17 protein-coding genes, 1 tRNA gene and 1 other RNA gene are annotated in these 20,126 nt (G+C 69.8%); 13 read left to right on the top strand and 6 right to left on the bottom strand.

Annotated features, from left to right (window positions below):
- Positions 1–21: 21 nt before the first annotated feature.
- The gene (locus ACFWH5_RS00705) at positions 22–690 is read right to left on the bottom strand and encodes a LysE/ArgO family amino acid transporter (protein ID WP_378830644.1); all 669 of its coding nucleotides are present in this window, start codon (positions 688–690) and stop codon (positions 22–24) included.
- 70 nt (positions 691–760) lie between these two features.
- On the opposite strand from ACFWH5_RS00705, the gene ACFWH5_RS00700 reads away from it, so the two are divergent.
- The gene (locus tag ACFWH5_RS00700) at positions 761–1,645 is read left to right on the top strand and encodes a LysR family transcriptional regulator ArgP (protein WP_378830641.1); all 885 of its coding nucleotides are present in this window, start codon (positions 761–763) and stop codon (positions 1,643–1,645) included.
- Positions 1,646–1,834: 189 nt separating this feature from the next.
- Here ACFWH5_RS00700 and ACFWH5_RS00695 read toward each other — a convergent pair whose 3' ends face one another.
- The gene (locus ACFWH5_RS00695; protein WP_378830639.1) at positions 1,835–2,512 is read right to left on the bottom strand and encodes a YqaJ viral recombinase family protein; all 678 of its coding nucleotides are present in this window, start codon (positions 2,510–2,512) and stop codon (positions 1,835–1,837) included.
- A 268-nt stretch (positions 2,513–2,780) separates the two neighbouring features.
- Between ACFWH5_RS00695 and ACFWH5_RS00690 the strand changes: the two genes are divergently transcribed.
- The 3 genes from ACFWH5_RS00690 to rplL all read left to right on the top strand — a co-directional run bounded on the left by ACFWH5_RS00690 (position 2,781) and on the right by rplL (position 5,053).
- The gene (locus ACFWH5_RS00690) at positions 2,781–3,755 is read left to right on the top strand and encodes a hypothetical protein (protein WP_378830637.1); all 975 of its coding nucleotides are present in this window, start codon (positions 2,781–2,783) and stop codon (positions 3,753–3,755) included.
- A gap of 374 nt (positions 3,756–4,129) precedes the next feature.
- Positions 4,130–4,618: a 50S ribosomal protein L10 gene (gene rplJ, locus ACFWH5_RS00685; protein ID WP_378830635.1), complete on the top strand. Its 489-nt coding sequence runs from the start codon at positions 4,130–4,132 to the stop codon at positions 4,616–4,618.
- A gap of 51 nt (positions 4,619–4,669) precedes the next feature.
- Entirely contained in the window at positions 4,670–5,053 is a 384-nt protein-coding gene (rplL, locus tag ACFWH5_RS00680; protein ID WP_378830633.1) for a 50S ribosomal protein L7/L12, read from the top strand.
- A 58-nt stretch (positions 5,054–5,111) separates the two neighbouring features.
- Here the strand turns inward: rplL and ACFWH5_RS00675 are convergent, their stop codons facing one another.
- Positions 5,112–6,116 (bottom strand): LacI family DNA-binding transcriptional regulator, encoded by a 1,005-nt coding sequence (locus ACFWH5_RS00675; protein ID WP_378830630.1) that lies wholly within the window; start codon positions 6,114–6,116, stop codon positions 5,112–5,114.
- A gap of 249 nt (positions 6,117–6,365) precedes the next feature.
- Between ACFWH5_RS00675 and ACFWH5_RS00670 the strand changes: the two genes are divergently transcribed.
- The 8 genes from ACFWH5_RS00670 (at position 6,366) to ACFWH5_RS00635 (ending at position 15,449) form a co-directional block, all read left to right on the top strand.
- On the top strand, positions 6,366–7,694 hold the full coding sequence (locus ACFWH5_RS00670) for an ABC transporter substrate-binding protein (protein WP_378830628.1): 1,329 nt from the start codon (positions 6,366–6,368) through the stop codon (positions 7,692–7,694).
- A 145-nt stretch (positions 7,695–7,839) separates the two neighbouring features.
- Positions 7,840–9,183 carry a carbohydrate ABC transporter permease gene (locus ACFWH5_RS00665; RefSeq protein ID WP_378830627.1) on the top strand — a complete coding sequence of 448 codons (1,344 nt, stop codon included), beginning with the start codon at positions 7,840–7,842 and terminating at the stop codon, positions 9,181–9,183.
- Positions 9,183–10,151 (top strand): carbohydrate ABC transporter permease, encoded by a 969-nt coding sequence (locus tag ACFWH5_RS00660; RefSeq protein ID WP_378830625.1) that lies wholly within the window; start codon positions 9,183–9,185, stop codon positions 10,149–10,151. Before ACFWH5_RS00665 ends, ACFWH5_RS00660 begins: the two co-directional genes overlap by 1 nt.
- Before the next feature lie 227 nt (positions 10,152–10,378).
- Positions 10,379–11,536: a cystathionine gamma-synthase gene (locus ACFWH5_RS00655; protein WP_378830623.1), complete on the top strand. Its 1,158-nt coding sequence runs from the start codon at positions 10,379–10,381 to the stop codon at positions 11,534–11,536.
- A gap of 184 nt (positions 11,537–11,720) precedes the next feature.
- On the top strand, positions 11,721–13,028 hold the full coding sequence (locus ACFWH5_RS00650; RefSeq protein ID WP_378833491.1) for a multidrug effflux MFS transporter: 1,308 nt from the start codon (positions 11,721–11,723) through the stop codon (positions 13,026–13,028).
- 67 nt (positions 13,029–13,095) lie between these two features.
- Positions 13,096–14,340, top strand: coding sequence for a GNAT family N-acetyltransferase (locus ACFWH5_RS00645; RefSeq protein ID WP_378830620.1), 1,245 nt, complete (start codon positions 13,096–13,098; stop codon positions 14,338–14,340).
- A gap of 63 nt (positions 14,341–14,403) precedes the next feature.
- Positions 14,404–14,491, top strand: a tRNA-Ser gene (locus tag ACFWH5_RS00640).
- 67 nt (positions 14,492–14,558) lie between these two features.
- Positions 14,559–15,449, top strand: coding sequence for a rhodanese-related sulfurtransferase (locus ACFWH5_RS00635; RefSeq protein ID WP_378830618.1), 891 nt, complete (start codon positions 14,559–14,561; stop codon positions 15,447–15,449).
- 26 nt (positions 15,450–15,475) lie between these two features.
- Here the strand turns inward: ACFWH5_RS00635 and ACFWH5_RS00630 are convergent, their stop codons facing one another.
- Genes ACFWH5_RS00630 through ACFWH5_RS00620 form a run of 3 tightly spaced genes read right to left on the bottom strand, consistent with a single transcriptional unit; the run spans position 15,476 to position 19,899 of the window.
- Positions 15,476–17,680 (bottom strand): transglutaminaseTgpA domain-containing protein, encoded by a 2,205-nt coding sequence (locus ACFWH5_RS00630; protein ID WP_378830616.1) that lies wholly within the window; start codon positions 17,678–17,680, stop codon positions 15,476–15,478.
- Positions 17,673–18,857 carry a DUF58 domain-containing protein gene (locus tag ACFWH5_RS00625; protein WP_378830613.1) on the bottom strand — a complete coding sequence of 395 codons (1,185 nt, stop codon included), beginning with the start codon at positions 18,855–18,857 and terminating at the stop codon, positions 17,673–17,675. The genes ACFWH5_RS00630 and ACFWH5_RS00625 overlap by 8 nt, the downstream gene beginning before the upstream one ends.
- Positions 18,858–18,873: 16 nt before the next feature.
- On the bottom strand, positions 18,874–19,899 hold the full coding sequence (locus tag ACFWH5_RS00620; protein ID WP_378830611.1) for an AAA family ATPase: 1,026 nt from the start codon (positions 19,897–19,899) through the stop codon (positions 18,874–18,876).
- 89 nt (positions 19,900–19,988) lie between these two features.
- On the opposite strand from ACFWH5_RS00620, the gene ffs reads away from it, so the two are divergent.
- An RNA gene (gene ffs, locus ACFWH5_RS00615) (signal recognition particle sRNA small type) lies at positions 19,989–20,085 on the top strand.
- Positions 20,086–20,126: the final 41 nt, after the last annotated feature.

The raw sequence follows: 20,126 nt of genomic DNA, 5'->3' as shown, positions 1-20,126 counted from the left end.
GCCTTCCGCATGCCCGGGCACTCAGCCGATCAACACCGGAAGCACCAGGCCCACGGCGAGCATGATCATGACCACGGCGATGCCGGCGTCGAGCACCCGCCACGCGCGGGGCGTGCGCAGCCAACGACCCAGATGGCGAGCCCCGAATCCGAGGCCGGTGAACCACAGGATGCTGGCCGCGATGGCGCCGGCGGCGAAGATCCACCGGTCGCCGCCGTGCGTGGCGGCGACCGAACCCAGCATGAGCACGGTGTCCAGGTACACGTGCGGGTTCAGCCAAGTCAGCGCGAGCACGGTCGCGATCACCGGCGCGACCCGTGTGGCGGGGGCGACACGCGTTCTGGTGATCGTGCCGGTCGGCGCGCTGCCTGTGGCCCCCTCGCCCGCCTCGGCCGTCAGGCCCTGATCCTCGCCGCGCCACGCGCGTCGCGCCGCCAGCAGGCCGTACGCGATCAGGAACACGGCACCGGCCCAACGAGCGACGACGACGAGCCAGGGTGCCTTGCCGATCACGAAGCCCAGCCCGGCCACCCCCGCGAGGATGAGCACCGCATCCGACACCGCGCAGATGACGACGACGGTCAGCACATGCTCGCGGCGCAGTCCCTGACGCAGCACGAAGACGTTCTGCGCGCCGATGGCGATGATGAGGGAGAGTCCGAGCCCGAGGCCGGCGAGGAACGTGAGCATCCTCCCACGCTAGAACCGCGCGCACATGAGCACCAGCGAAGATCACTGCATCAGCATTAGCATCGCTTATGTGAGAATCGACGCGCAACTGGCCGCGACGGTGGCCGCGGTCATCGACGAAGGCAGCTTCGACGCGGCCGCGCGCCGACTGCACATCACCCCCTCCGCCGTGAGTCAGCGCATCAAGGCGGTCGAGCAGCAGCTCGGCCGGGTCGTCGTGGTGCGCTCGCGACCGGTGCGGGCGACCGAGGCGGGTGAGGCGCTGGTGCGTCTGGCGCGACAGGTGCAGCTGCTCGAGCACGACGCGGTCGCCGCGTTCGGCCTCGGCGACGCCGAGGGGTCGGCGCCCCGCGTGCGCGTACCGCTCGCGGTGAACGCCGACTCCATGGCGACGTGGTTCCTCGCTCCGATCGCACGGGTCGCCGGCCGGCATCCGATCGACGTGGATCTGCATCGCGACGACCAGAACTACACCGCCCGGCTGCTGGAGTCCGGTGAAGTGATGGCGGCGGTGACGAGCGAGGCCGCGCCCGTGGGCGGCAGCGCCGTCACGGCGCTGGGCGTTCTGGAGTATCGGCCGATGGCGACCTCCGACTACATCGCCCGGTGGCTTCCCGACGGCATCACGCACGACGCCCTGCGAGCCGCGCCGTTCGTCGACTTCGACCGCCGTGACACCCTGCAGCACGACTGGCTGCGCGGCCGCGGTGTCGATCCGTGGTCGGTGCCCCGGCATTACGTGCCGGCGTCCTTCGACTACTCGCGGGCCGTGCGACTCGGGCTCGGCTGGGGGATGATCCCGTCGCCCCAGGCCACCGACGATCTCGTCGACCTCGGCGGACCGCCCACCAGGGTGCCGCTCTACTGGCAGCAGTGGAACCTGCGCTCACCGCTGCTCGACGCCATCGCCGCCGAGGTCGCCGCCGAGGCTCGCCAGGTGCTCGCACCGCTCTAGGCGCGCGCTCGCGACGAGTGCACCGGATGCCGACGAGTGCACCGGATGCCGTCGAGTGCACCGGATGCCGTCGAGTGCACCGGATGCCGACGCGGCCACGTAGTGCATTCGGCGCGATCCGGTGCGCTCGGCGAGACACCGGCGCGAGATGCAGCGGCGAGCGCGCCGAGCGCGCGGGAACGGCCGTCGTCAGTCGGAAAGCGCGAGGGCGCGGAACATGTCGCGCTCGCGCAGCGCGTCGCGGCGCGGCGGCGCCGGCATCGAGCGCGACGGCGGAACCTGTCCGGTCGTGCGGTGATAGAGCTCGTCGATCAGGCGGGTGGCGAGACCGACCAGCCGGCCGATCTCCTTGTCGTCGCGATCGATCCACACGCAGCGCGGCTCGTCGTGGATCGGGTTGAAGGCGTCGTGCTCCTCCCAGACGAAGAGCGTCCGCTCGGCTCCCAGCACGTGCTGCTGCCACCACACCTGTCGCAGGTAGGTGCGCGGGATGGTGCGCCACGACTTGTTCGTCGTCTTGATCTCGGCCAGCAGCACCCGGCCTTCGCCGTCGACGCAGATGCCGTCGGGGGTGGCGAGGTGGCGCTTCTCGGCCTCGGCGTGGAAGAGAGCCGACGAGGGGAGGATGCTGTGCGTGGCAGCGACCCACGCCGCGATCTCGGGCTCACGGCGGCGGCCGTGGTCGGTGAACGCGTTCCCGCCGAAGCGGGGCCCGGCGCCCAGTTTGGAGTCGGCTGCACGGGTGATGGACGCCTCTCCGGAGAGGCCTGCGACGTCGGTGGCCGTGATCCCGCGGGCCCTCGCCCGTAGCCACGCGACCCGGTCGCGGGAGTCCGCGACGATCCTGGCCTGTAGTTCGGGAGTCACCTCATGAGCCTAAGCCCGGCACCCGACATCCCCGTCACGCACACGCCGCCCGCATCCGCTCGATCCCGTCGAGAACACCACCTCCCGTCGAGATCACCACCTCCCGTCGAGAGCACCACCTGCTGACGCGACCAAGTGGTGCGCTCGGCGGCAAGTGGTTCCGTGGACCAGGGGTGATCCGTCTCCACGGAAGGCGGGTCCCGCGAGTTCTCCACATTCCCCGGTCCTGCGGGCCGGGTGAGGGAGCCGGATGCGTCCAGCATGACCTATGCCGAAGACCGTCGCCGCCCTCGCTCCTGCGATCCGCTCCCGCCGGATGCTGCTGCTCGACGGCTGGACCGAGCGGAGTCTCCAGACCGCGGTCGCGAGCGAGACGCTGCATGTCGTGCGTCGCGGTTGGTACATGGCGGCGGAGGAGTGGAGGGAGCTCTGGCCGGAGGAGCGACACCGCGCGCACGTCATCGCCGTCGTGCGGGACGCGCGCACCACCGCACCGGTCTGTCGCACTTCTGCCGCGGTGCTATGGGGTCTGCCGCTCTACCGCCTGAGTCCGGAGTGTGTGCACACGATCTGCGGGCCCGGAAGCCGCAACTCCAGCGGACGCGATGTGAAGCGGCATCCGGAGCCGCTCGGCCCGTTCGATGTCGAGGTCATCGACGGCATCCGGTGCACGAGCCTCGCGCGGACCGTCTTCGATCTGATCCGGACCCTTCCTCTGGAGGCGGCGGTCGCCGTGGCCGACGCCGCCGAGCGGATGATCGCCCAGCGGGGCCGCGAATGGGATCGTGACGCTTTGGAGTCATGGCGCATCGGCATGGCGCAGCGGATCTCGGATCACCCCGGCGCACGCGGCATCGCGCAGGCGCGATGGGTCTCCGGCTTCGCCGATGGGCGGGCACAACTACCAGGGGAGAGCGTCAGCAGGCTGCAGCTGCACCGGCTCGGCTTCGCGCCTCCCCGGCTGCAGGTGCCGATCGAAGGTCCGCACGGGAGGCTGTACTTCGTCGACTTCGGATTGGAGGACGTGCGCACCTTCGGTGAGTTCGACGGCGAGACGAAGTACCGCGACGAGGCGATGCGCCGGGGGCTGTCCCTCGAGGATGTGCTGCTCGACGAGAAGCAGCGAGAGGACTGGATCCGCGGACGCACGCAATGGGGAATGGCGCGGTGGGGGTCGCGGCACATCCTCACCGCGCGCTCCCTCGGCGCTCGCCTCGCGGATTTCGGAGTGCGCGCTCCGTGAGGCGGAGACGTCGCAGCGGCATCCGTCGATGAGTGAACCACCTGCCGGCGAGTGAACCACGTGCCGACGTCGGCAAGCGGTGCTCTCGACGGGAAGGGGTTCACTCGCGCGTGAACCGGAGGGGGGCGGGGTGGATTTGGGGGAGAGGGGCGGATGCCGTAGAGTGGGGGCAACCGAAGACCGCCGGTCATCGTCGTGTGCGAACACGGGGATCGAAGCACTGCTCAGCAGGGGCCCGCGCAGGTGTCACGAACAGAATCCCTCGAGGACCACGCTCCGTGCGCTTGCGCCGGAGCGTTTTTGTTTGGGTCGTGTGGGGGTCGAGGCCGGTGTCGCACCGCCGTGCGGCACCACGTCATCATCAAGGAGTGACCATGGCGCAGAAGGATGCATCGGTCGCCGAGCTCACGAAGTCATTCGAGAACTCGAACGCCGTCCTGCTGACCGAGTACCGCGGTCTGACGGTTGCCCAGCTCAAGGAGCTGCGCAACAGCATCCGTCAGGACGCTGAGTACGCCGTGGTGAAGAACACGCTGACCAAGATCGCCGCCAACAACGCGGGGATCTCGACGCTGGACGACGACCTGAAGGGTCCGTCGGCCGTCGCGTTCGTGCACGGTGACTTCGTCGCCACCGCAAAGGCTCTGCGTGACTTCGCCAAGGCCAACCCGCTTCTCGTGATCAAGGGCGGCGTGTTCGAGGGCAACACCCTCACCGCCGACGAGGTCAACAAGTACGCCTCGCTCGAGAGCCGTGAGGTTCTGCTGGCGAAGGCGGCGGGCATGATGAAGGCGACGATGGGCAAGGCTGCTGCCACCATCGACGCGCTTCGCGAAAAGCTGGAGACCGCCGAGGCCGCGTGAGCGACCAGCGATCCCCCCACACAAACCACACCTTTATCTAGGAGAAACATCATGGCGAAGCTCACCACTGAGGAGCTGCTCGAGCAGTTCGCTGGCCTGACCCTTGTCGAGCTCAGCGAGTTCGTGAAGGCGTTCGAGGAGAAGTTCGACGTCACCGCTGCTGCCCCCGTCGCCGTCGCAGGCGCCGCCGGCGGTGCCGGTGAGGCCGCTGCCGAGGAGGAGAAGGACTCGTTCGACGTCATCCTCGAGGCTGCCGGCGACAAGAAGATCCAGGTCATCAAGACCGTCCGCGAGCTCACCTCGCTGGGCCTCGGCGAGGCCAAGGCTGTCGTCGACGGCGCTCCGAAGGCCGTCCTCGAGGGCGCGAACAAGGAGACCGCCGAGAAGGCGAAGGCCGCTCTGGAAGAGGCCGGCGCTACGGTCACCCTGAAGTAATCACGCTTCACTCGGTCAGGAAGGCCCCGGGGGTTCGCCCCGGGGCCTTCTTGCGTTCTCAGCGCGGTGCCGCCGTGGAGGAGCGCACCACGAGCTCCGAGGGCATCACGATCCGCTCGATGTCGGCATCCGGCGCGGTCATGCGGCGGTGCAGCAGCTCGACGGCCCGCATGCCCTGCGCGCGCGGATGCTGCCGCACGGTCGTCAGCGAGAACATCTCGGCGTGCGCATGGTCGTCAACCCCCACGACGCTGATCTCGGCCGGCACGGACAGACCCAGCCTGCGCGCCGCGATGATGCCGCCGATCGCCGCCTCGTCGCAGACGCCGACGAAGGCGGTCGGGCGGTTCTGCCGGTCTCCCAGCATCCGCACCCCGGCTTCATACCCGCCGGGCATGGTCGGCGCACCCGGCGCGTGGCGGATGCGCGACTCCAGTCCCGCGGCGAGCATCGCGGCGCGGTAGCCGTCCATGCGGCGCTCGTCGCCGTACGCGTGCGTGGCCGCATCCGCCCTGGCGCCGAGGAACACGATGTCGCGGTGGCCAAGGTCGATCAGATGCTCGGTCGCGATCCGCGCGGCGGCCGCATCGTCGATCGAGACCGCACTGGAGTCATCGCCGTACGCGCCGATCGTGACCAGGGGCGAGCCGACCTGCACCAGCCGGCGCAGCTCGTGTGCGCTCGGCTGCATGCCGACGGCGATGATGCCGTCGAGCCGCCGGCGAGGCAGGACCTGCTCGAACAGCCGGCGGCGCTCGGCGGAGCCCTCCTGGATGCCGTACAGCACGAGGTCGTAGCCGGACCCGAACAGGGCGTCCTGGATGCCGCGAAGCAGCTCGGCGAAGAACCAGCGCTCGAGTTCGGGCATGATGACGCCCACCGAGAAGCTCCGCCCCGTGGCGAGACTCGTCGCCGAGGAGTGGGCGACGTACGCGAGCTCGCGTGCCGCGGCGCGCACGCGCTCTCGAGTGTCAGTAGACACGTAGCCTCCACCGCTGAGGGCGCGGCTCGCCGTCGCCTTCGAGACGCCGGCGCGCGCGGCCACATCGGCGATGGTCGTCATCGGTGTTCCATTCGGGAGCGAGGTCCAGCACAGCGTATCTGCATTCATCCACGAAGGGAACCGGTTCCAGGTCGAGCGGTTTGGGAGCGCTCCCACAAACGGGGGTCACGTCTGGGCAACGGTTGTTCCAAAGTCCCGGCGGGGCATTGTGTCGGCCACGTTCGGCCAAGTAGGTTGTCCTGGAATCGGTTCCTCACCGCGCGGAAATCGGCGCATCGAGGGACGGACCACCCGAAGAGGAGAAAACACATGGCTCTGTCACAGCGATACCGCCTGCTGGCTCCCCTCGCACTGGTCGGAGCGACTGCGCTCGTGCTGACCGGCTGCGCGGAGGCTGAACCGGGCGGCGGCGGCAACGGCGGCGAAGGCGCGACCGTCCGCATCTCCGGAGGCATCACCGGCATCGAGGCCGATGATCTGAACAAGTCGTTCGAGGCCTTCGAAGAAGAGACCGGCATCAAGGTCGAGTACACCGGAGACAAGAGCTTCGAGGGCAACATCGTCACCAAGGTGACCGGTGGAGACGCGCCAGACATCGCGATCGTCCCGCAGCCCGGCCTGCTCAAGACGCTCGTCGACACGGGCGAGGTGCAGCCGGCACCCGAGGGCGTGGAGTCGGCCGTCGACGAGAACTGGTCTGAGGACTGGAAGAGCTACGGCACCTTCGACGACACGTTCTACGCCGCCCCGATGCTCGCGAACCTGAAGGGCTACGTCTGGTACTCGCCCGCGAGCTTCGAGGAGTGGGGTGTCGAGGTCCCGCAGACGTGGGACGACATGCTGGCGCTCACCGACACGATCCGCGAGAAGACCGGTGAGGCGCCGTGGTGCGCCGGCTTCGCAGCGGATGCCGCGTCGGGATGGCCCGGCACCGACTGGATCGAGGACCTCGTCCTGCGCCAGGCCGGCCCTGACGTCTACGACCAGTGGATCGCCGGAGACGTGAAATTCACCGACCCCGAGATCAAGGACGCGTTCGACGCGGTGGGGTCGATCCTGCTCGATGAGAACTACGTCAACGCCGGCTTCGGCGGGGTGAAGAGCATCAACTCCACCGCGTTCGCCGACGTCGCGGCCAAGGTCGCCGATGGCAGCTGCGCGCTCACCCACCAGGCATCGTTCCTCTCGGCGAACTTCCTCGACGTGAAGAACGCCGACGGCGAGACGCCCGAGGTGGCCCCCGACGGTGACGTGTACGCCTTCATCACCCCCGGTATGAGCGAGGGCGAGCTGCAGGTCGAGGGTGGCGGCGAGTTCGTCGCGGCCTTCAACGACGACGAGGCCACCGTGAAGGTACTCGAGTTCATGGCATCGCCCGAGTTCGCCGACGCGCGCGTCGAGCTGGGCGGCGTGATCTCCGCCAACAAGGGCGCCGACGCCAGCCTCGCCAGCAGCGAGTTCCTGCAGGAGGCCATGGAGATCATGCAGGACGAGTCCACCGTCTTCCGATTCGACGCCTCCGACCTGATGCCGTCCACGGTGGGATCCGGCTCGTTCTGGAAGGGCATGGTCGACTGGATCGACGGCAAGGCGACCGACCAGGTGCTCAGCGACATCCAGGCCGGTTACGAGAACTGACCGGTGGCGCTAGTCTGAGCGCTACCCGCTGACAGGTGCGGGGCCGGGCCTCACGGTCCGGCCCCGCACCCGCATCAACGAGGGGCCGCCGCTGGCGGCCCACCTGGATCGGCTGAGTCCGGAGCCGCACTCAGAAGGGGAACCCATGTCACTACTCTCCGTCGACGAACAGCAGCAGACGAGCGAGCTGCCGCAGACGACGCACGGCGCCGACCCGAGAGGCCGCGCCATCACCCGCATCGTCGTGATCGCCGGCTTCGTCCTCGTCGCCGCGCTGCTGTTCCTGCTCATCTTCTCGACGCCCGTCGAGGATCCGGCCCGCATCGCGATGGGCCCGGTGTCGCTGAACACCTTCTTCCTGTGGATGGGCGGGCTGCATCCGCTGGCGCAGATCCCCGTCGTGCTGCTCGTCTTCGGCGCCGTCGTCGGGATCGTGCTCGTCCTCATCGAGTTCGCGCCCCGCCCTGGTCGCGGCTACTTCATCATGCGCCTCGTCGCCTGCCTGGTCATCCCCGTGTTGGCCTTCATGCTGCTGAGGCCGTACTCGAACGCCGTGCTGTACGTGGTCGCGATCGCACTGCTGGTCGGAGGGCTGCTCTTCTTCGCGGACTACCGGTCCCGGCAGGGTGCCGGGTACCTGTTCCAGCTCGTGCTGTTCATGGCGCCCGCCGCGATCATGCTGCTGCTCGGCCTGATCTACCCGGCGATCTCGACGTTCTTCAAGTCGTTCTTCGACAAGACGGGAACCGACTTCGTCGGCCTGGAGAACTACATCTGGGTCTTCACGAACCCGGTCGGTGCGGCATCCGTGATCAACACGCTCATCTGGGCGCTCCTCGCGCCGACCATCTCGGTGGCGTTCGGACTCGCGTACGCGGTGTTCATCGACAGGGCGCGCGGCGAGAAGATCCTGAAGGTGCTGGTGTTCATGCCCGTCGCGATCTCTTTCGTGGGCGCGGGCATCATCTGGAAGTTCATGTACGACTACCGGCAGGGCGACCAGCTCGGCCTGCTGAACGCCATCGTCACGATGTTCGGCGGCGACCCGGTGAACTGGCTCGCCGTGCAGCCGGTCATCAACACCCTGATGCTGCTGATCGTCTTCATCTGGACGCAGACCGGTTTCGCGATGGTGATCCTGTCGGCGGCCATCAAGGCGGTTCCCGCCGAGCAGCTCGAAGCGGCGGAGCTCGACGGGACGAACGCGTGGCAGCGGTTCACGAACGTGACCGTGCCCGGCATCCGCTCATCACTGATCGTCGTGCTGACCACCATCACGATCGCCTCGCTGAAGGTGTACGACATCGTCGCCGTGATGACCGGAGGGCGCGACGACACCACCGTCCTCGGCTTCGAGATGGTGAATCAGCAGCAGCGCTTCCAGAGCTATGGACACTCCTCGGCACTCGCCGTGGTGCTGTTCCTGTTCGTGCTGCCTTTGATCATCTACAACGCTCGATCGCTGAGCAAGCAGAGGGAGATCCGCTGATGAGCGCCACCGAAGCCGTCATCACCGACAACCGCACCAAGCGGCAGGTCGCGCGCGACACGCGCCGCAACGAGGCGATCGCGCACAAGAAGCTCACCTCGAAGGGCGCGACCATCGCGGCCGTCATCATCGCGGTGTTCTGGACGATCCCGACCTTCGGGCTGTTCGTGACCTCGTTCCGCCCCGGCGCCGACACCCAGTCCACCGGCTGGTGGACCGTCTTCACCAACCCGGAGTTCACTCTCTCGAACTACATCGAGGCGCTGAACTCGGGAGGCACCTCGACGACCCTGGCGACCGCGTTCGTGAACTCCCTCGCGATCACCATCCCCGCGACGGTGTTCCCGATCGTGATCGCCTCGCTCGCCGCGTACGCGTTCGCATGGATCGACTTCAAGGGCCGCAACATGCTGTTCGTGTTCGTGTTCGCCCTGCAGATCGTGCCGCTGCAGATGGCCCTGGTGCCGCTGCTGAGCCTGTTCTCCGGTGGTCTGACCATCGGCGACGTGCAGGTGTTCCCGGGCCTCACGCTCAACGACGTCGAGTTCAGCTTCGCGCGGGTGTGGATCGCGCACGCGATCTTCGCCCTGCCGCTGGCGACGTTCATGCTGCACAACTTCATCTCCGAGATCCCCGGCGACATCGTCGAGGCGGCGCGTGTCGACGGCGCCGGTCACGGGCAGGTGTTCTTCCGCATCATCCTGCCGCTGGCGATGCCGGCGATCGCGTCGTTCGGCATCTTCCAGTTCCTGTGGGTGTGGAACGACCTGCTCGTGGCGACGATCTTCGCCTCGCCGGGCGCGCTGCCGATCACGCAGGCGCTGAACTCGCTGTCGGGCACGTGGGGCAACCGCTGGTTCCTGCAGTCGGCGGGAACGTTCATCTCGATCATCGTGCCGCTGATCGTGTTCTTCGCTCTGCAGCGCTTCTTCGTGCGCGGTCTGCTGGCCGGCGCGACCAAGGGCTGAGGTCCGGCGCCGGCGGCCGCAGGCCGGCACGGCGTCAGATCGGAGGCGTGGGGACGGATGCCGGATGCTGACAGGGTCTCAGCATCCGGCATCCGCACGTGCGGCGGCGCCGACGCCGGCGAACCCGCGCAGAGCGGGACTCGGAAGGTAACAGGATGCCGGACGCTGCGGCGCGCGGGCGTAGCGTGAGAGGTCCGCAGCCCGCCGATCCGCCGCAGAGGAGCGCCATGACCGACCGTGCCTTCGCCACCCGCGCCATTCACGCAGGTCAAGCCCCCGATCCCGTCACCGGCGCGATCATCCCGCCGATCTACCAGTCCTCCACGCACGTGCAGGACGGCATCGGCGGCTTCCGCGGCGGCTACGAGTACAACCGTGCCGGCAACCCGACGCGCTCGTCGCTCGAGGCCCAGCTGGCGGCGCTCGAAGGCGGCGCCTCGGCCCTGTCGTTCGCGTCGGGCCTCGCCGCCGAAGACGCGCTGCTGCGCGGCATCCTGCGCCCCGGCGACCATGTGATCCTCGGCAACGACGTCTACGGCGGCACCCACCGCCTGCTCACCCAGGTGCTCGCACCCTGGGGCGTCGAGACCACGATGGTCGACCTGCAGGATCTCGACGCCATCCGCGCGGCGCGGCGCCCGCGGACGAAGGTCGTGTGGCTCGAGACGCCGAGCAACCCGCTGCTGACGATCGTCGACATCGCCGCTGTCGCCGAGGTCGCCCACGCGGCAGGGGCGGTGCTCGTCGTCGACAACACCTTCGCCTCTCCCGCGCTGCAGCAGCCCCTCTCGCTGGGCGCCGACATCGTCGTGCACTCCACCACCAAGTATCTGGGCGGGCACTCCGATGTGCTCGGCGGCGCGGTCGTGCTCGGCGACGACCGCTTCGCGGAGGCGGTGAAGTTCCAGCAGTTCGCCGTCGGGGCGGTGTCCGCGCCGCTGGACGCCTGGCTCACGACGCGGGGCATCAAGACCCTCGCGGTGCGGGTGCGCCAGCACAGCGAGAACGCGCAGGCGATCGCGGAATGGGCGGTGCAGCGCCCGGAGTTCGAGACCGTCTTCTACCCGGGTCTCGCCTCTCATCCGGGACACGAGATCGCCGCCCGGCAGATGAATGGGTTCGGCGGGATGCTGTCGCTCGGCCTCACCGCGGGCCCGAGTGCCGCCCGCGCCTTCGCCGAAGCCACGACGCTGTTCCAGCTCGCGGACTCGCTCGGGGGAGTGAAGTCGCTGATCGGCTACCCGCCCGAGATGACGCACGCCTCGGTGCGCGGCACGGCGCTCGCCGTGCCCGAGAACGCCGTGCGCCTGTCGGTCGGCATCGAAGACGTCTCCGATCTCATCGCCGACCTGGAAGAGGGACTCGCCCGCATCGCCGCATCCTGACGCGGCTTCATGCGGTGGGCGGTGCACCCTCCTCCCGCGACGATCGGGCACGCGGCCCGGGCACGGCGCCCGGCGGGAGTAGCATGGACAGGTCTTCGCGTCGAAACGATTCGGCGCCGCATCCGCCCACTCGTGAAAGCGCTCCGTGACCGACGAACGCACCCCCACCGGCAGCCTCCGCGCCATCACAGGCGCCATCCGCACCTCCACCTCGACCGGTGCCATCCGCACCCTCGGCCCGAATCCCGCCACCGCGCCGATCGTGCTGCACCCCGGCGACGCGATCGCCACCGGCAGGAGGGTGCTGTACATCATCCTGCTCGGGGCGCTCACCGCCCTCGGCCCGTTCACGATCGACCTGTACCTGCCGGCGTTCCCGCAGCTCGAGGAGGACTTCGCGACGTCGGCCGCGATGATCCAGCTCACCCTCACCGGCACGATGATCGGCTTCGCGATCGGGCAGCTGGTCGTCGGCCCGCTCAGTGACAAGGTCGGTCGGCGTGTGCCGCTGATCACCGTCACGGCGCTGCACGTGCTCGCGAGCGTCGCGGCCGCTCTCGCTCCCGACCTGCTCCTGCTCGGCGCCGCCCGCGTCGTGATGGGCATCGGCGCCGCCGCGGGCGGCGTGGTCGCGATGGCGATCGTGCGCGACCTGTTCGGCGGCCGTCGACTGGTGGTGATGCTCTCCCGGCTGGCGCTGGTCTCGGGTGTCGCGCCGGTGGTCGCGCCGCTGATCGGCTCGGCGCTGCTGGTGGTCATGCCGTGGCGCGGCATCTTCGTCGTCCTCGCTGCGTACGGCATGGTGATGCTCATCGCCGCATCCGCGCTCATCCCCGAGACGCTGCCGAAGGCGCGACGTCAGGAGCGCGGCACGAGCACCGTGCTGCAGCGGTACCGCAGCGTGCTCACCGACCGGGTGTTCCTCGGTGTGCTGGTCATCGGCGGCATGACCTTCTCGGGGCTGTTCTCGTACCTGTCGGCATCGCCCTTCCTCTTCCAGCAGACGCACGGACTCGACCCGCAGGGCTACGGGCTGCTGTTCGCCGCGAACTCTCTCGGTGTCGTCGGCGGCGTGCAGATCTCGTCACGGCTCGCGACGCGGTTCGGGCCGCAGTGGGTGCTGGCGTTCTCGACCGGGATGCTGCTGCTCGCCGGAGCGGCGATCATCCTGTGCGACCAGTTGGGCCTCGGGTTCTGGGGAACGGTCGTGCCGCTGTGGCTCTTCATGACCGCGTGCGGCTTCACCTTCCCGTGCGTGCAGGTGCTCGCGCTCGACCGGCACGGCAAGGCCGCCGGCACGGCGGCATCCATCCTCGGAGCGAGCAACAACGGCGTCGCCGCGGTGATCTCGCCCGTGGTGGGGCTGATCTCGGGCAGATCCGGCATCACTGCGACGACGATGGCCTCGGTGATGGCCGGGTGCGCGGTGGTCGCCATCCTGTCGCTGTGGCTGATCGTGCGACCGAGGTCGGTGGGGATGCTCGCGCCCTGACAGGCGGTATGCGAGCGAACCGGCAGTCGCTCTGAGGCGACGTCGCATCGGCAGGCAGAATGGGACGATGATTCGCCGACGCATGCTGATCACCGGCGGTGCACTGCTCACCGCTGCTCTCGTGCTCGGCGTGCTCGTGGTCGTGCTGCCGGGCGAGGCGACCAACGGCTTCGACATGGCCTGGAACCGGCTGATGGCCGACGTGCGGCAGCCTTGGATGCTGGCGCTCGCGCACGTGCTCAACCGCATCGGCGGAGGGTGGATCGCGATCTTCCTGGTTCCGGGACTGATCGCGACGGTGCTGCTGCTGATGCGCCGCTGGCGCGCCGCCGTGTACACCGCCGCCGCCTTCCTGGTGAGCGCCGCGCTCGTGCAGCTCACCAAGGAGATCTTCGGACGCGCCAGGCCGGATGACATGCTCGTCGCGTCCGACTACGGTTCATTCCCCTCCGGGCATACGGCCAATGCGACGACCATCGCCGTCGTGCTGTGGCTGGTGTTCCCCCGACGGCGCGTGGCGATCATCGGGGTGCTGTGGACGCTGGCGATGGCGCTGTCGCGGACAGTGCTCAGCGTGCACTGGATCACCGACACCGCGGGCGGGATGCTCGTCGGCGCGGCCGGCGCGCTGCTGGTCGCGGCGGCGTTCGGCGCCTGGGCGTCACTAGGCTGGGCACGTCCGTCCGTCGCAACCGAGGAGCCGCCCGTGTCGAGCATCCGTCCGTACCGCCCGTCCGATCGGGATGCCCTCTATGAGGTGTGCGTGAAGACGGCGGATGCCGGGGGCGACGCGACCGGGATGTTCACCGACGACCGGCTGTGGGGCGACGTCTTCGCCGTGCCCTACGTCGAGCGGCATCCGGATCTCGCCTGGGTGGTGGAATCGGCCGACGGGCGTACGACCGGCTACATCGTGGCGACGGACGACACCGACGCCTTCGAGCAGTGGTTCCGCGACGAGTGGTGGCCCCGCATCTCCGACGACTACCCGCTCTCCGGGGCAGACGAGCCCACGCGCGAGGACGGCATCATCCTCTACGCGAGCCGACGGGGACCGGGGCGAGAGCCGCATGCGGCGGACTACCCTGCGCATCTGCACATCGACCTGCTGCCCGAGACGCAGGGCCAGGGGCTGGGGCGACGCCTCATCGAGGCCCTGTTCGACGAGCTGCGCCGCCGCGGGGTTCCCGGACTGCACCTGGGCATGAACCCGGCCAACACCGGAGCAGGCGCGTTCTACGAGCGGATCGGCATGCACCGGCTCGAGTCGGACCCGGACACGACGATGTACGGCGTGCGCTTCGACGACTGAGCGCGCGACGTGGTCCGTCCTTCGCCTGCGAGCGGATCGGATAGGATGGACAGGTTGTTCCTTGGTGACGTGTCCGAGCGGCCGAAGGAGCACGCTTGGAAAGCGTGTGTTGTGCAAGCAACCGAGGGTTCGAATCCCTCCGTCACCGCCAGACTTCGAAAGGGCTCCGCGAATGCGGGGCCCTTTCGAGGTTCCTCCCGTCCGGACGGAGAACCCTGGTGCCCACACCCAAGATCGTGCTCTTCTATGCGTTCGCGCCGCTCGCCGACCCCGAGGCGATCCGGCTGTGGCAGCGCGACCTCGCCGAGAGCCTGAAGCTGCGCGGCCGCATCCTCATCTCCGGGCAGGGCATCAACGGCACGCTGGGCGGCGATCTGCCCGCGGTGAAGAAGTGGGTGCGCCGGTTCCGCGAGCACCCGGCGTTCACGAAGGCCGACATCAAGTGGAGCGAGGGCACGGGCGTCGACCCCGACGGCTACAGCGTCGACTTCCCCAAGCTGAGCGTGAAGGTGCGCGACGAGATCGTGTCGTTCGGCGCACCCGGTGAGCTCGCGGTCGACGAGCACGGCGTCGTCGGCGGAGGCGCCAGGCTCAGCCCCGAGCAGCTGCACGAGCTCTTGGCCGAGCGCGGCGACGAGGTCGTCTTCTTCGACGGCCGCAACGCGCTCGAAGCTGAGATCGGTCGGTTCCGAGGCGCGATCGTGCCCGATACGGAAACGACGCGCGACTTCGTGCGTCTGCTCGACGAGGGACGGTACGACGATCTCAAGGGCAAGCCGGTGGTCACGTACTGCACCGGCGGAATCCGCTGTGAGGTGCTGTCGAGCCTGATGGTCTCGCGCGGGTTCGGCGAGGTGTACCAGCTCGACGGCGGTATCGTCCGCTACGGCGAGACCTTCGGCGATGACGGCCTGTGGGAGGGCTCCCTGTACGTGTTCGACAAGCGCGGCTCGGTGGACTTCTCCGACCACGCCGCCGTCGTCGGACGGTGCGTCGGATGCGGCACCGCCACCAAGCGCACCGCGAACTGCCCCGAGCCGTCCTGCCGACGGCAGTTCGTCGTGTGCGACGGATGCGCGGCGGTGCCGTGCGCGGAGCACGCCGCGTAGCGGGGGGGCACCGCGGAGACGGTGCGCTACCCGCGGCGGAAGAGCGAGCCCGGCAGCAGCCGGGCCGCGACCCTGCGGCGACCGTCGACGCTGGCGGTGAGGCGCGCGAGCGCCTGTCGCAACGCCGACGCGAGGTCGCCGGCCCCGGAGGCGGCGGACGCGTAGCTGGTGCGCTCCACAGCCTGCACGAGCACCGACAGATCCCCCGCGGGCACGCCGCGCTCCTCGGTCAGCTCGGCGGCCCGCATCCGTGCGGTCTGCGCATCGGGAGTCGCCAGCCCGAGATCGGTCATCGTCGCGGTGAGCTCGCGCCACGCCGCCATCGCGTCGCCGGACCGTGCGCGGCCGAACCGCACCGCACGCAGCAGCAGACGCACCACCGCGGGCAGCAGCAGCAGGATCAGGACGCCCGACACGGTCAGCAGCACGGGGGTCGGGTCGAGGGTGCGCAGGGAGTCGCCGCCGCCGGGCTCGTCGGCGCGCGGATCGTCGAGGTCGGTCGCTCCGGCGGTCGGACCGGTGCTCGGCCCCGTGGTGGGCGTGGGCGCCTCGGGCGCCTCGCCGGACCCGCCTTCGCTCTCGGCGGCGACGAACGCCGTCGGCACGCCGAGCGTGGCCGTCGGTTCGAACGCCACCCAGCCGATGCCCTGGAAGAACACCTCCGGCCACGCGTGCAGCTGGTCGCTCGTGATGGAGTACACCGTGTCGTCGCCGCGCTTCTCGTCGGTCGAGGTGCCGGGCAGGTAGCCGACGATGATCCGCACGGGCATGTCCATCGTCTGGGCCATCAGCGCGAACGCACCGGCGAAGTGGATGCAGTACCCGGTGCGCTCCTGCAGGAACGTCTCGACGGCGTCCGCGCCGGTGCCGTCGAAGCCCTCGTCGACGGGCGCGTCCAGCGAGTAGCTGAACTCGGTGCGGAACCAGTCCTGCAGCGCGATGAGTCGGTCGTAGTCGGAGAACGCCTGTGCGGTCACCTCGCGGGCGGTCTCGGCGATGATCGCGGGCAGGTCCTCGGTCGGCTGCTCTTCGCGATCGACGCCCCGGGCGGAACTGGCGCGGATCTGCTCCAGAGTCGGCGTGGCGGTCGCGGTGGTGACGGTGTAGTCCTCTCCCGCCGCATCCGCCGTACGGCTCACGACGGTGCGGTTCACGGGCATCGCCTCCCAGCCGTCGCGAGCGCCGTCGATCCGCTCCGCCGCGTAGGGCACGGGCAGGCGCGCACTGGAGACCCCGGTCACCCGGATCGACACCTCGTGCTCGACGGCCTCGATCCCGTCACCCCAGTCGTCGGGTCCGAAGCCCGCATCGAGCGCCTGACGGGGCCCGCGGTCCGGCCGCCACACCTCGCCGTCGAACCGCGACAGGCTCGCGATCCTCAGATACGGCGGCTGCGCCGCCGAGGTGACCAGGGTCATCACCTCGACGTTCTGCGGACGGCGCAGATCCTCGCCGAGGCGAAGATCTGCGTTCACGGTGAGAGCGGGACCCGTGCCGGGCATCGTGGCCACCACCACCGGCAGGCCGGGCGAGATGACGAGTGCCACGACGATCGCCGCGGCGCCGACGCTCGCGGCGGCGATGTACGACGATTCGCGTGGGGCGCGGCGATCATGCCGCGCAGCGTGACGGAACAGCAGCAGCACGGTCACGGAGTGCAGCAGGAACCAGGCGATGTTCACCGCGCCGAACGAGATGATCATCGGCATCACGCCCACCACGGTGGCCAGGACCACGGTCAGGATCACCTGTCGCAGCGCGAACAGCTGGTCGATCAGGATCGCGACGACCGCGAACGCGAGTCCGACGAGGGTCGCCAGGGGGAGGGAGGCGGGAACGGGCGCCGTGCCGGTCATGACCTCTGTGACGCTCTGCGACAGGCGCGCACCCACCAGCCGCACCGTCGTCTCGGTGGGGAACAAGCCGAAGACGGTCGTCTCGCCGGCCAGCAGCAGCGTGCAGGCGATGCTGACGGCGACCAGCTGAGCGAGCAGCGTCACCGGTCGGCGGATGCCGGCACGGGCCGTTCGCAGCAGCAGGCGGGCAAGGATGCCGCTGCCCGCGACGACGATCACGACGACCACGGCGACATAGCTCCACAGCCCGGGCGAGATGACCCCGGAGTAGGGCCACAGTTCGACGAGGACGACGAGCGCCGCGAACACGCCGACGGCGACGGGATGCGCGCGCGGACGCCGGGGCGCGTCTGTCGCCGGCCGTGGCTCAGCCATGAGCCGTCTTCGCCATCGGGAGCGCATCCGACCAGGCGTCTGCAAGGTCGCCGCCTGGATCGATCTCGGCCGTGTTCCACCCGTGTGCCGCCGCCATCCCCAGGGCGTCGGCCGCGGGCGCCGCCGCCAGGAGCATCGGCGCCGCCGCGCCGGCCGTGCTCAGCCGCTCGGCATCCGCCGCGTCGATGCGGCCGGTGATGAACACCAGCGGACCGGGCGGGTTTCCGCCGATGACGGTGCGCAGGTCGCGGCCCTCGCCGCGCGGCAGCACCGTGGCGAGAGCCACCATCAGGCCGTCGCGGTCGTCTTCGTGCCCTCGCAACGCGCCGAGCAGTCCGCCGGCGCTGTCGACCACGTCGACGCTGTACCCGTCCTGCACGAAACGCAGAGCGGCGGAGGCGCACAGCGACACCGCCGCCTCGAACGCCGGGTCGGGCTCGTCACCCGGGCGCGCCCACCGTGCCGCGGCGCGATCGAGCACGACGACGGCGTCGGGGCTCGCCTCCTCCTCCTCCTGCCGCACCATCAGATCGCCGCGGTGCGCGGTGGCCCGCCAGTGGATGCGCCGCCGGGAGTCGCCGGACATGTACGGACGGGGGATCAGGTTGTCCGCGCCCTGCCCGAGGCGACTGGAGCGCGTCTGGGCGGTGCCGCCCGCGGCGCCCACCTTCGTCGGCAGCGGCGGCAGCGGAAGCACCTGCGGCACGACCGTGATCGTGCGGGTGTCGCCGAACGCCTGTTCGCGCTGGGCGAGCCCGAACCCGTCGACGGTCCGCAGGACGAGCGGCCCGAGGGTGGAGATGCCGCGGCGCACTCCCTCCACGTCGTAGCGCAGGGTGGCGGTGTCGCCGGGGTAGTCGCCCTGAGCGTCGCCGCGCACGGCGCGCGGCAGTGTGTCGCGCCACGTGCCGTTCGGGCGTCCGACGGCGCGCAGGTCGACGCGCATGCTGACCCTCGACACCTCGCCCACGGCGAGCAGGTCGGTCGAGATCACCCTCGTCACGTCACCGCTGCGCCGCGGCGCGAAGACGGTCAGCGCCGCGAGCAGCGGCAGGGCGATGAGCAGCACGCCCACGTACAGCAGCGGCCGGGCCGCCGCCACGTTGGCGGCGACCGCGAGCAGGATGCCCGCGGTCAGGCACGCCACCCCCCTGGCGGTCAGCGACCTTCGGTTCATCGTCGGGGCCGGCTTCTCACACGCGCATGCCGGCGAAGGGCACCGGTACGCGGGCGACGATCTGGTTCAGCGCCGCCTCCACGGGCTGCGCACCGGCTCGATGCACGCCTCTGGCGGCCAGCAGGCGGTGCGCGAACACCGGGATGATGAGGTCGGTCAGGTCGTCAGGCACCACGAAGTCGCGTCCGTCGAGGGCGGCGTTCACCTTCGCAGCCCGCACCAGCTGCAGGGTGGCGCGTGGACTGGCGCCGAGGTGCAGGCTCGGGTCCATCCGGGTGGCCTGCGCGAGCGCGACCGCGTACTCCTCGATCGACTCGGCGACGTGCACCCGCCGTGCCCAGCCGATCAGCTGCCGCACGGTGGCGGCGTCGGTCGCGGCGGTGACGGCGGACAGCGGGTTCACCGTCTCGCGCTGGCGCAGCATCATCGTCTCGGCGGCGGCATCCGGGTAGCCCATCGAGATGCGCATCATGAACCGGTCGCGCTGCGCCTCGGGCAGGGGGTACGTCCCCTCCATCTCGAGCGGGTTCTGCGTGGCGACGACGAGGAACGGGTCGGGCAGCCGGTGCGTGGCGCCGTCGACCGTGACCTGGTGCTCCTCCATCGCCTCGAGCAGCGACGACTGCGTCTTGGGGGAGGCGCGGTTGATCTCGTCGGCGATCACGATGTGCGCGAACACCGCGCCCCGCTTGAACTCGAACTCCCGCGCCACCGGGTCGTAGACGGCGACGCCGGTGACGTCGCCGGGCAGCAGGTCGGGGGTGAACTGGATGCGGCGAACCGTGGCGTCGATGCTGGCGGCCAGCGCCCTGGCGAGCATGGTCTTGCCCACGCCGGGCACGTCCTCGATGAGCAGATGACCCTCGGCGAGCAGGCAGATCAGCGCGCTGCGCACGGCGTCGGGCTTGCCGTCGATCACCGACGAGATCGAGCCGATGATGCGCGACGTGTGCGCCGCGAACTGCTCGGCCGTGATCTGCTCCGTGCCCTCCGGCGCGGCGCCCGCCCGGGGGGTGATCTGCTCGGTGACCTGCTCGTGCATGCGATGCCCTTTCGCGCGTCCTTGCGTGTGTCGATCGTAACCCGGCGGAGGCGGGAACAGACCGCCTCCGCACGTCGGGTAGACTGGTCGACGGCTCTCCGCGTGACGACATCCAGGCCAATTCCCCCAGGGCGGAAACGCAGCAAGGGTAACCGGGCTCTGTCGGGTGCGCGGAGGGTCTTCTCTTTTCCCGGCCTGTTCCGAATCAGGCCTGTCAGGATCGTGAC

This window comes from Microbacterium sp. NPDC058345 (assembly GCF_042723855.1).
GTDB lineage: Bacteria > Actinomycetota > Actinomycetes > Actinomycetales > Microbacteriaceae > Microbacterium.
This window is presented reverse-complemented; position numbering and strand designations above follow the sequence as displayed.

Bases quoted from the DNA above. Each gene is read 5' to 3' on its own strand.
- ACFWH5_RS00655 (WP_378830623.1), top strand. From the start codon at position 10,379: ATGACCGACCGTGCCTTCGCCACCCGCGCCATTCACGCAGGTCAAGCC.
- ACFWH5_RS00630 (WP_378830616.1), bottom strand. From the start codon at position 17,680: ATGGCTGAGCCACGGCCGGCGACAGACGCGCCCCGGCGTCCGCGCGCG.
- ACFWH5_RS00705 (WP_378830644.1), bottom strand. From the start codon at position 690: ATGCTCACGTTCCTCGCCGGCCTCGGGCTCGGACTCTCCCTCATCATC.
- ACFWH5_RS00620 (WP_378830611.1), bottom strand. From the start codon at position 19,899: ATGCACGAGCAGGTCACCGAGCAGATCACCCCCCGGGCGGGCGCCGCG.
- ACFWH5_RS00665 (WP_378830627.1), top strand. From the start codon at position 7,840: ATGTCACTACTCTCCGTCGACGAACAGCAGCAGACGAGCGAGCTGCCG.
- rplJ (WP_378830635.1), top strand. From the start codon at position 4,130: ATGGCGCAGAAGGATGCATCGGTCGCCGAGCTCACGAAGTCATTCGAG.
- ACFWH5_RS00670 (WP_378830628.1), top strand. From the start codon at position 6,366: ATGGCTCTGTCACAGCGATACCGCCTGCTGGCTCCCCTCGCACTGGTC.
- ACFWH5_RS00645 (WP_378830620.1), top strand. From the start codon at position 13,096: ATGATTCGCCGACGCATGCTGATCACCGGCGGTGCACTGCTCACCGCT.
- ACFWH5_RS00675 (WP_378830630.1), bottom strand. From the start codon at position 6,116: ATGACGACCATCGCCGATGTGGCCGCGCGCGCCGGCGTCTCGAAGGCG.
- ACFWH5_RS00690 (WP_378830637.1), top strand. From the start codon at position 2,781: ATGCCGAAGACCGTCGCCGCCCTCGCTCCTGCGATCCGCTCCCGCCGG.
- ACFWH5_RS00625 (WP_378830613.1), bottom strand. From the start codon at position 18,857: ATGAACCGAAGGTCGCTGACCGCCAGGGGGGTGGCGTGCCTGACCGCG.
- rplL (WP_378830633.1), top strand. From the start codon at position 4,670: ATGGCGAAGCTCACCACTGAGGAGCTGCTCGAGCAGTTCGCTGGCCTG.
- ACFWH5_RS00660 (WP_378830625.1), top strand. From the start codon at position 9,183: ATGAGCGCCACCGAAGCCGTCATCACCGACAACCGCACCAAGCGGCAG.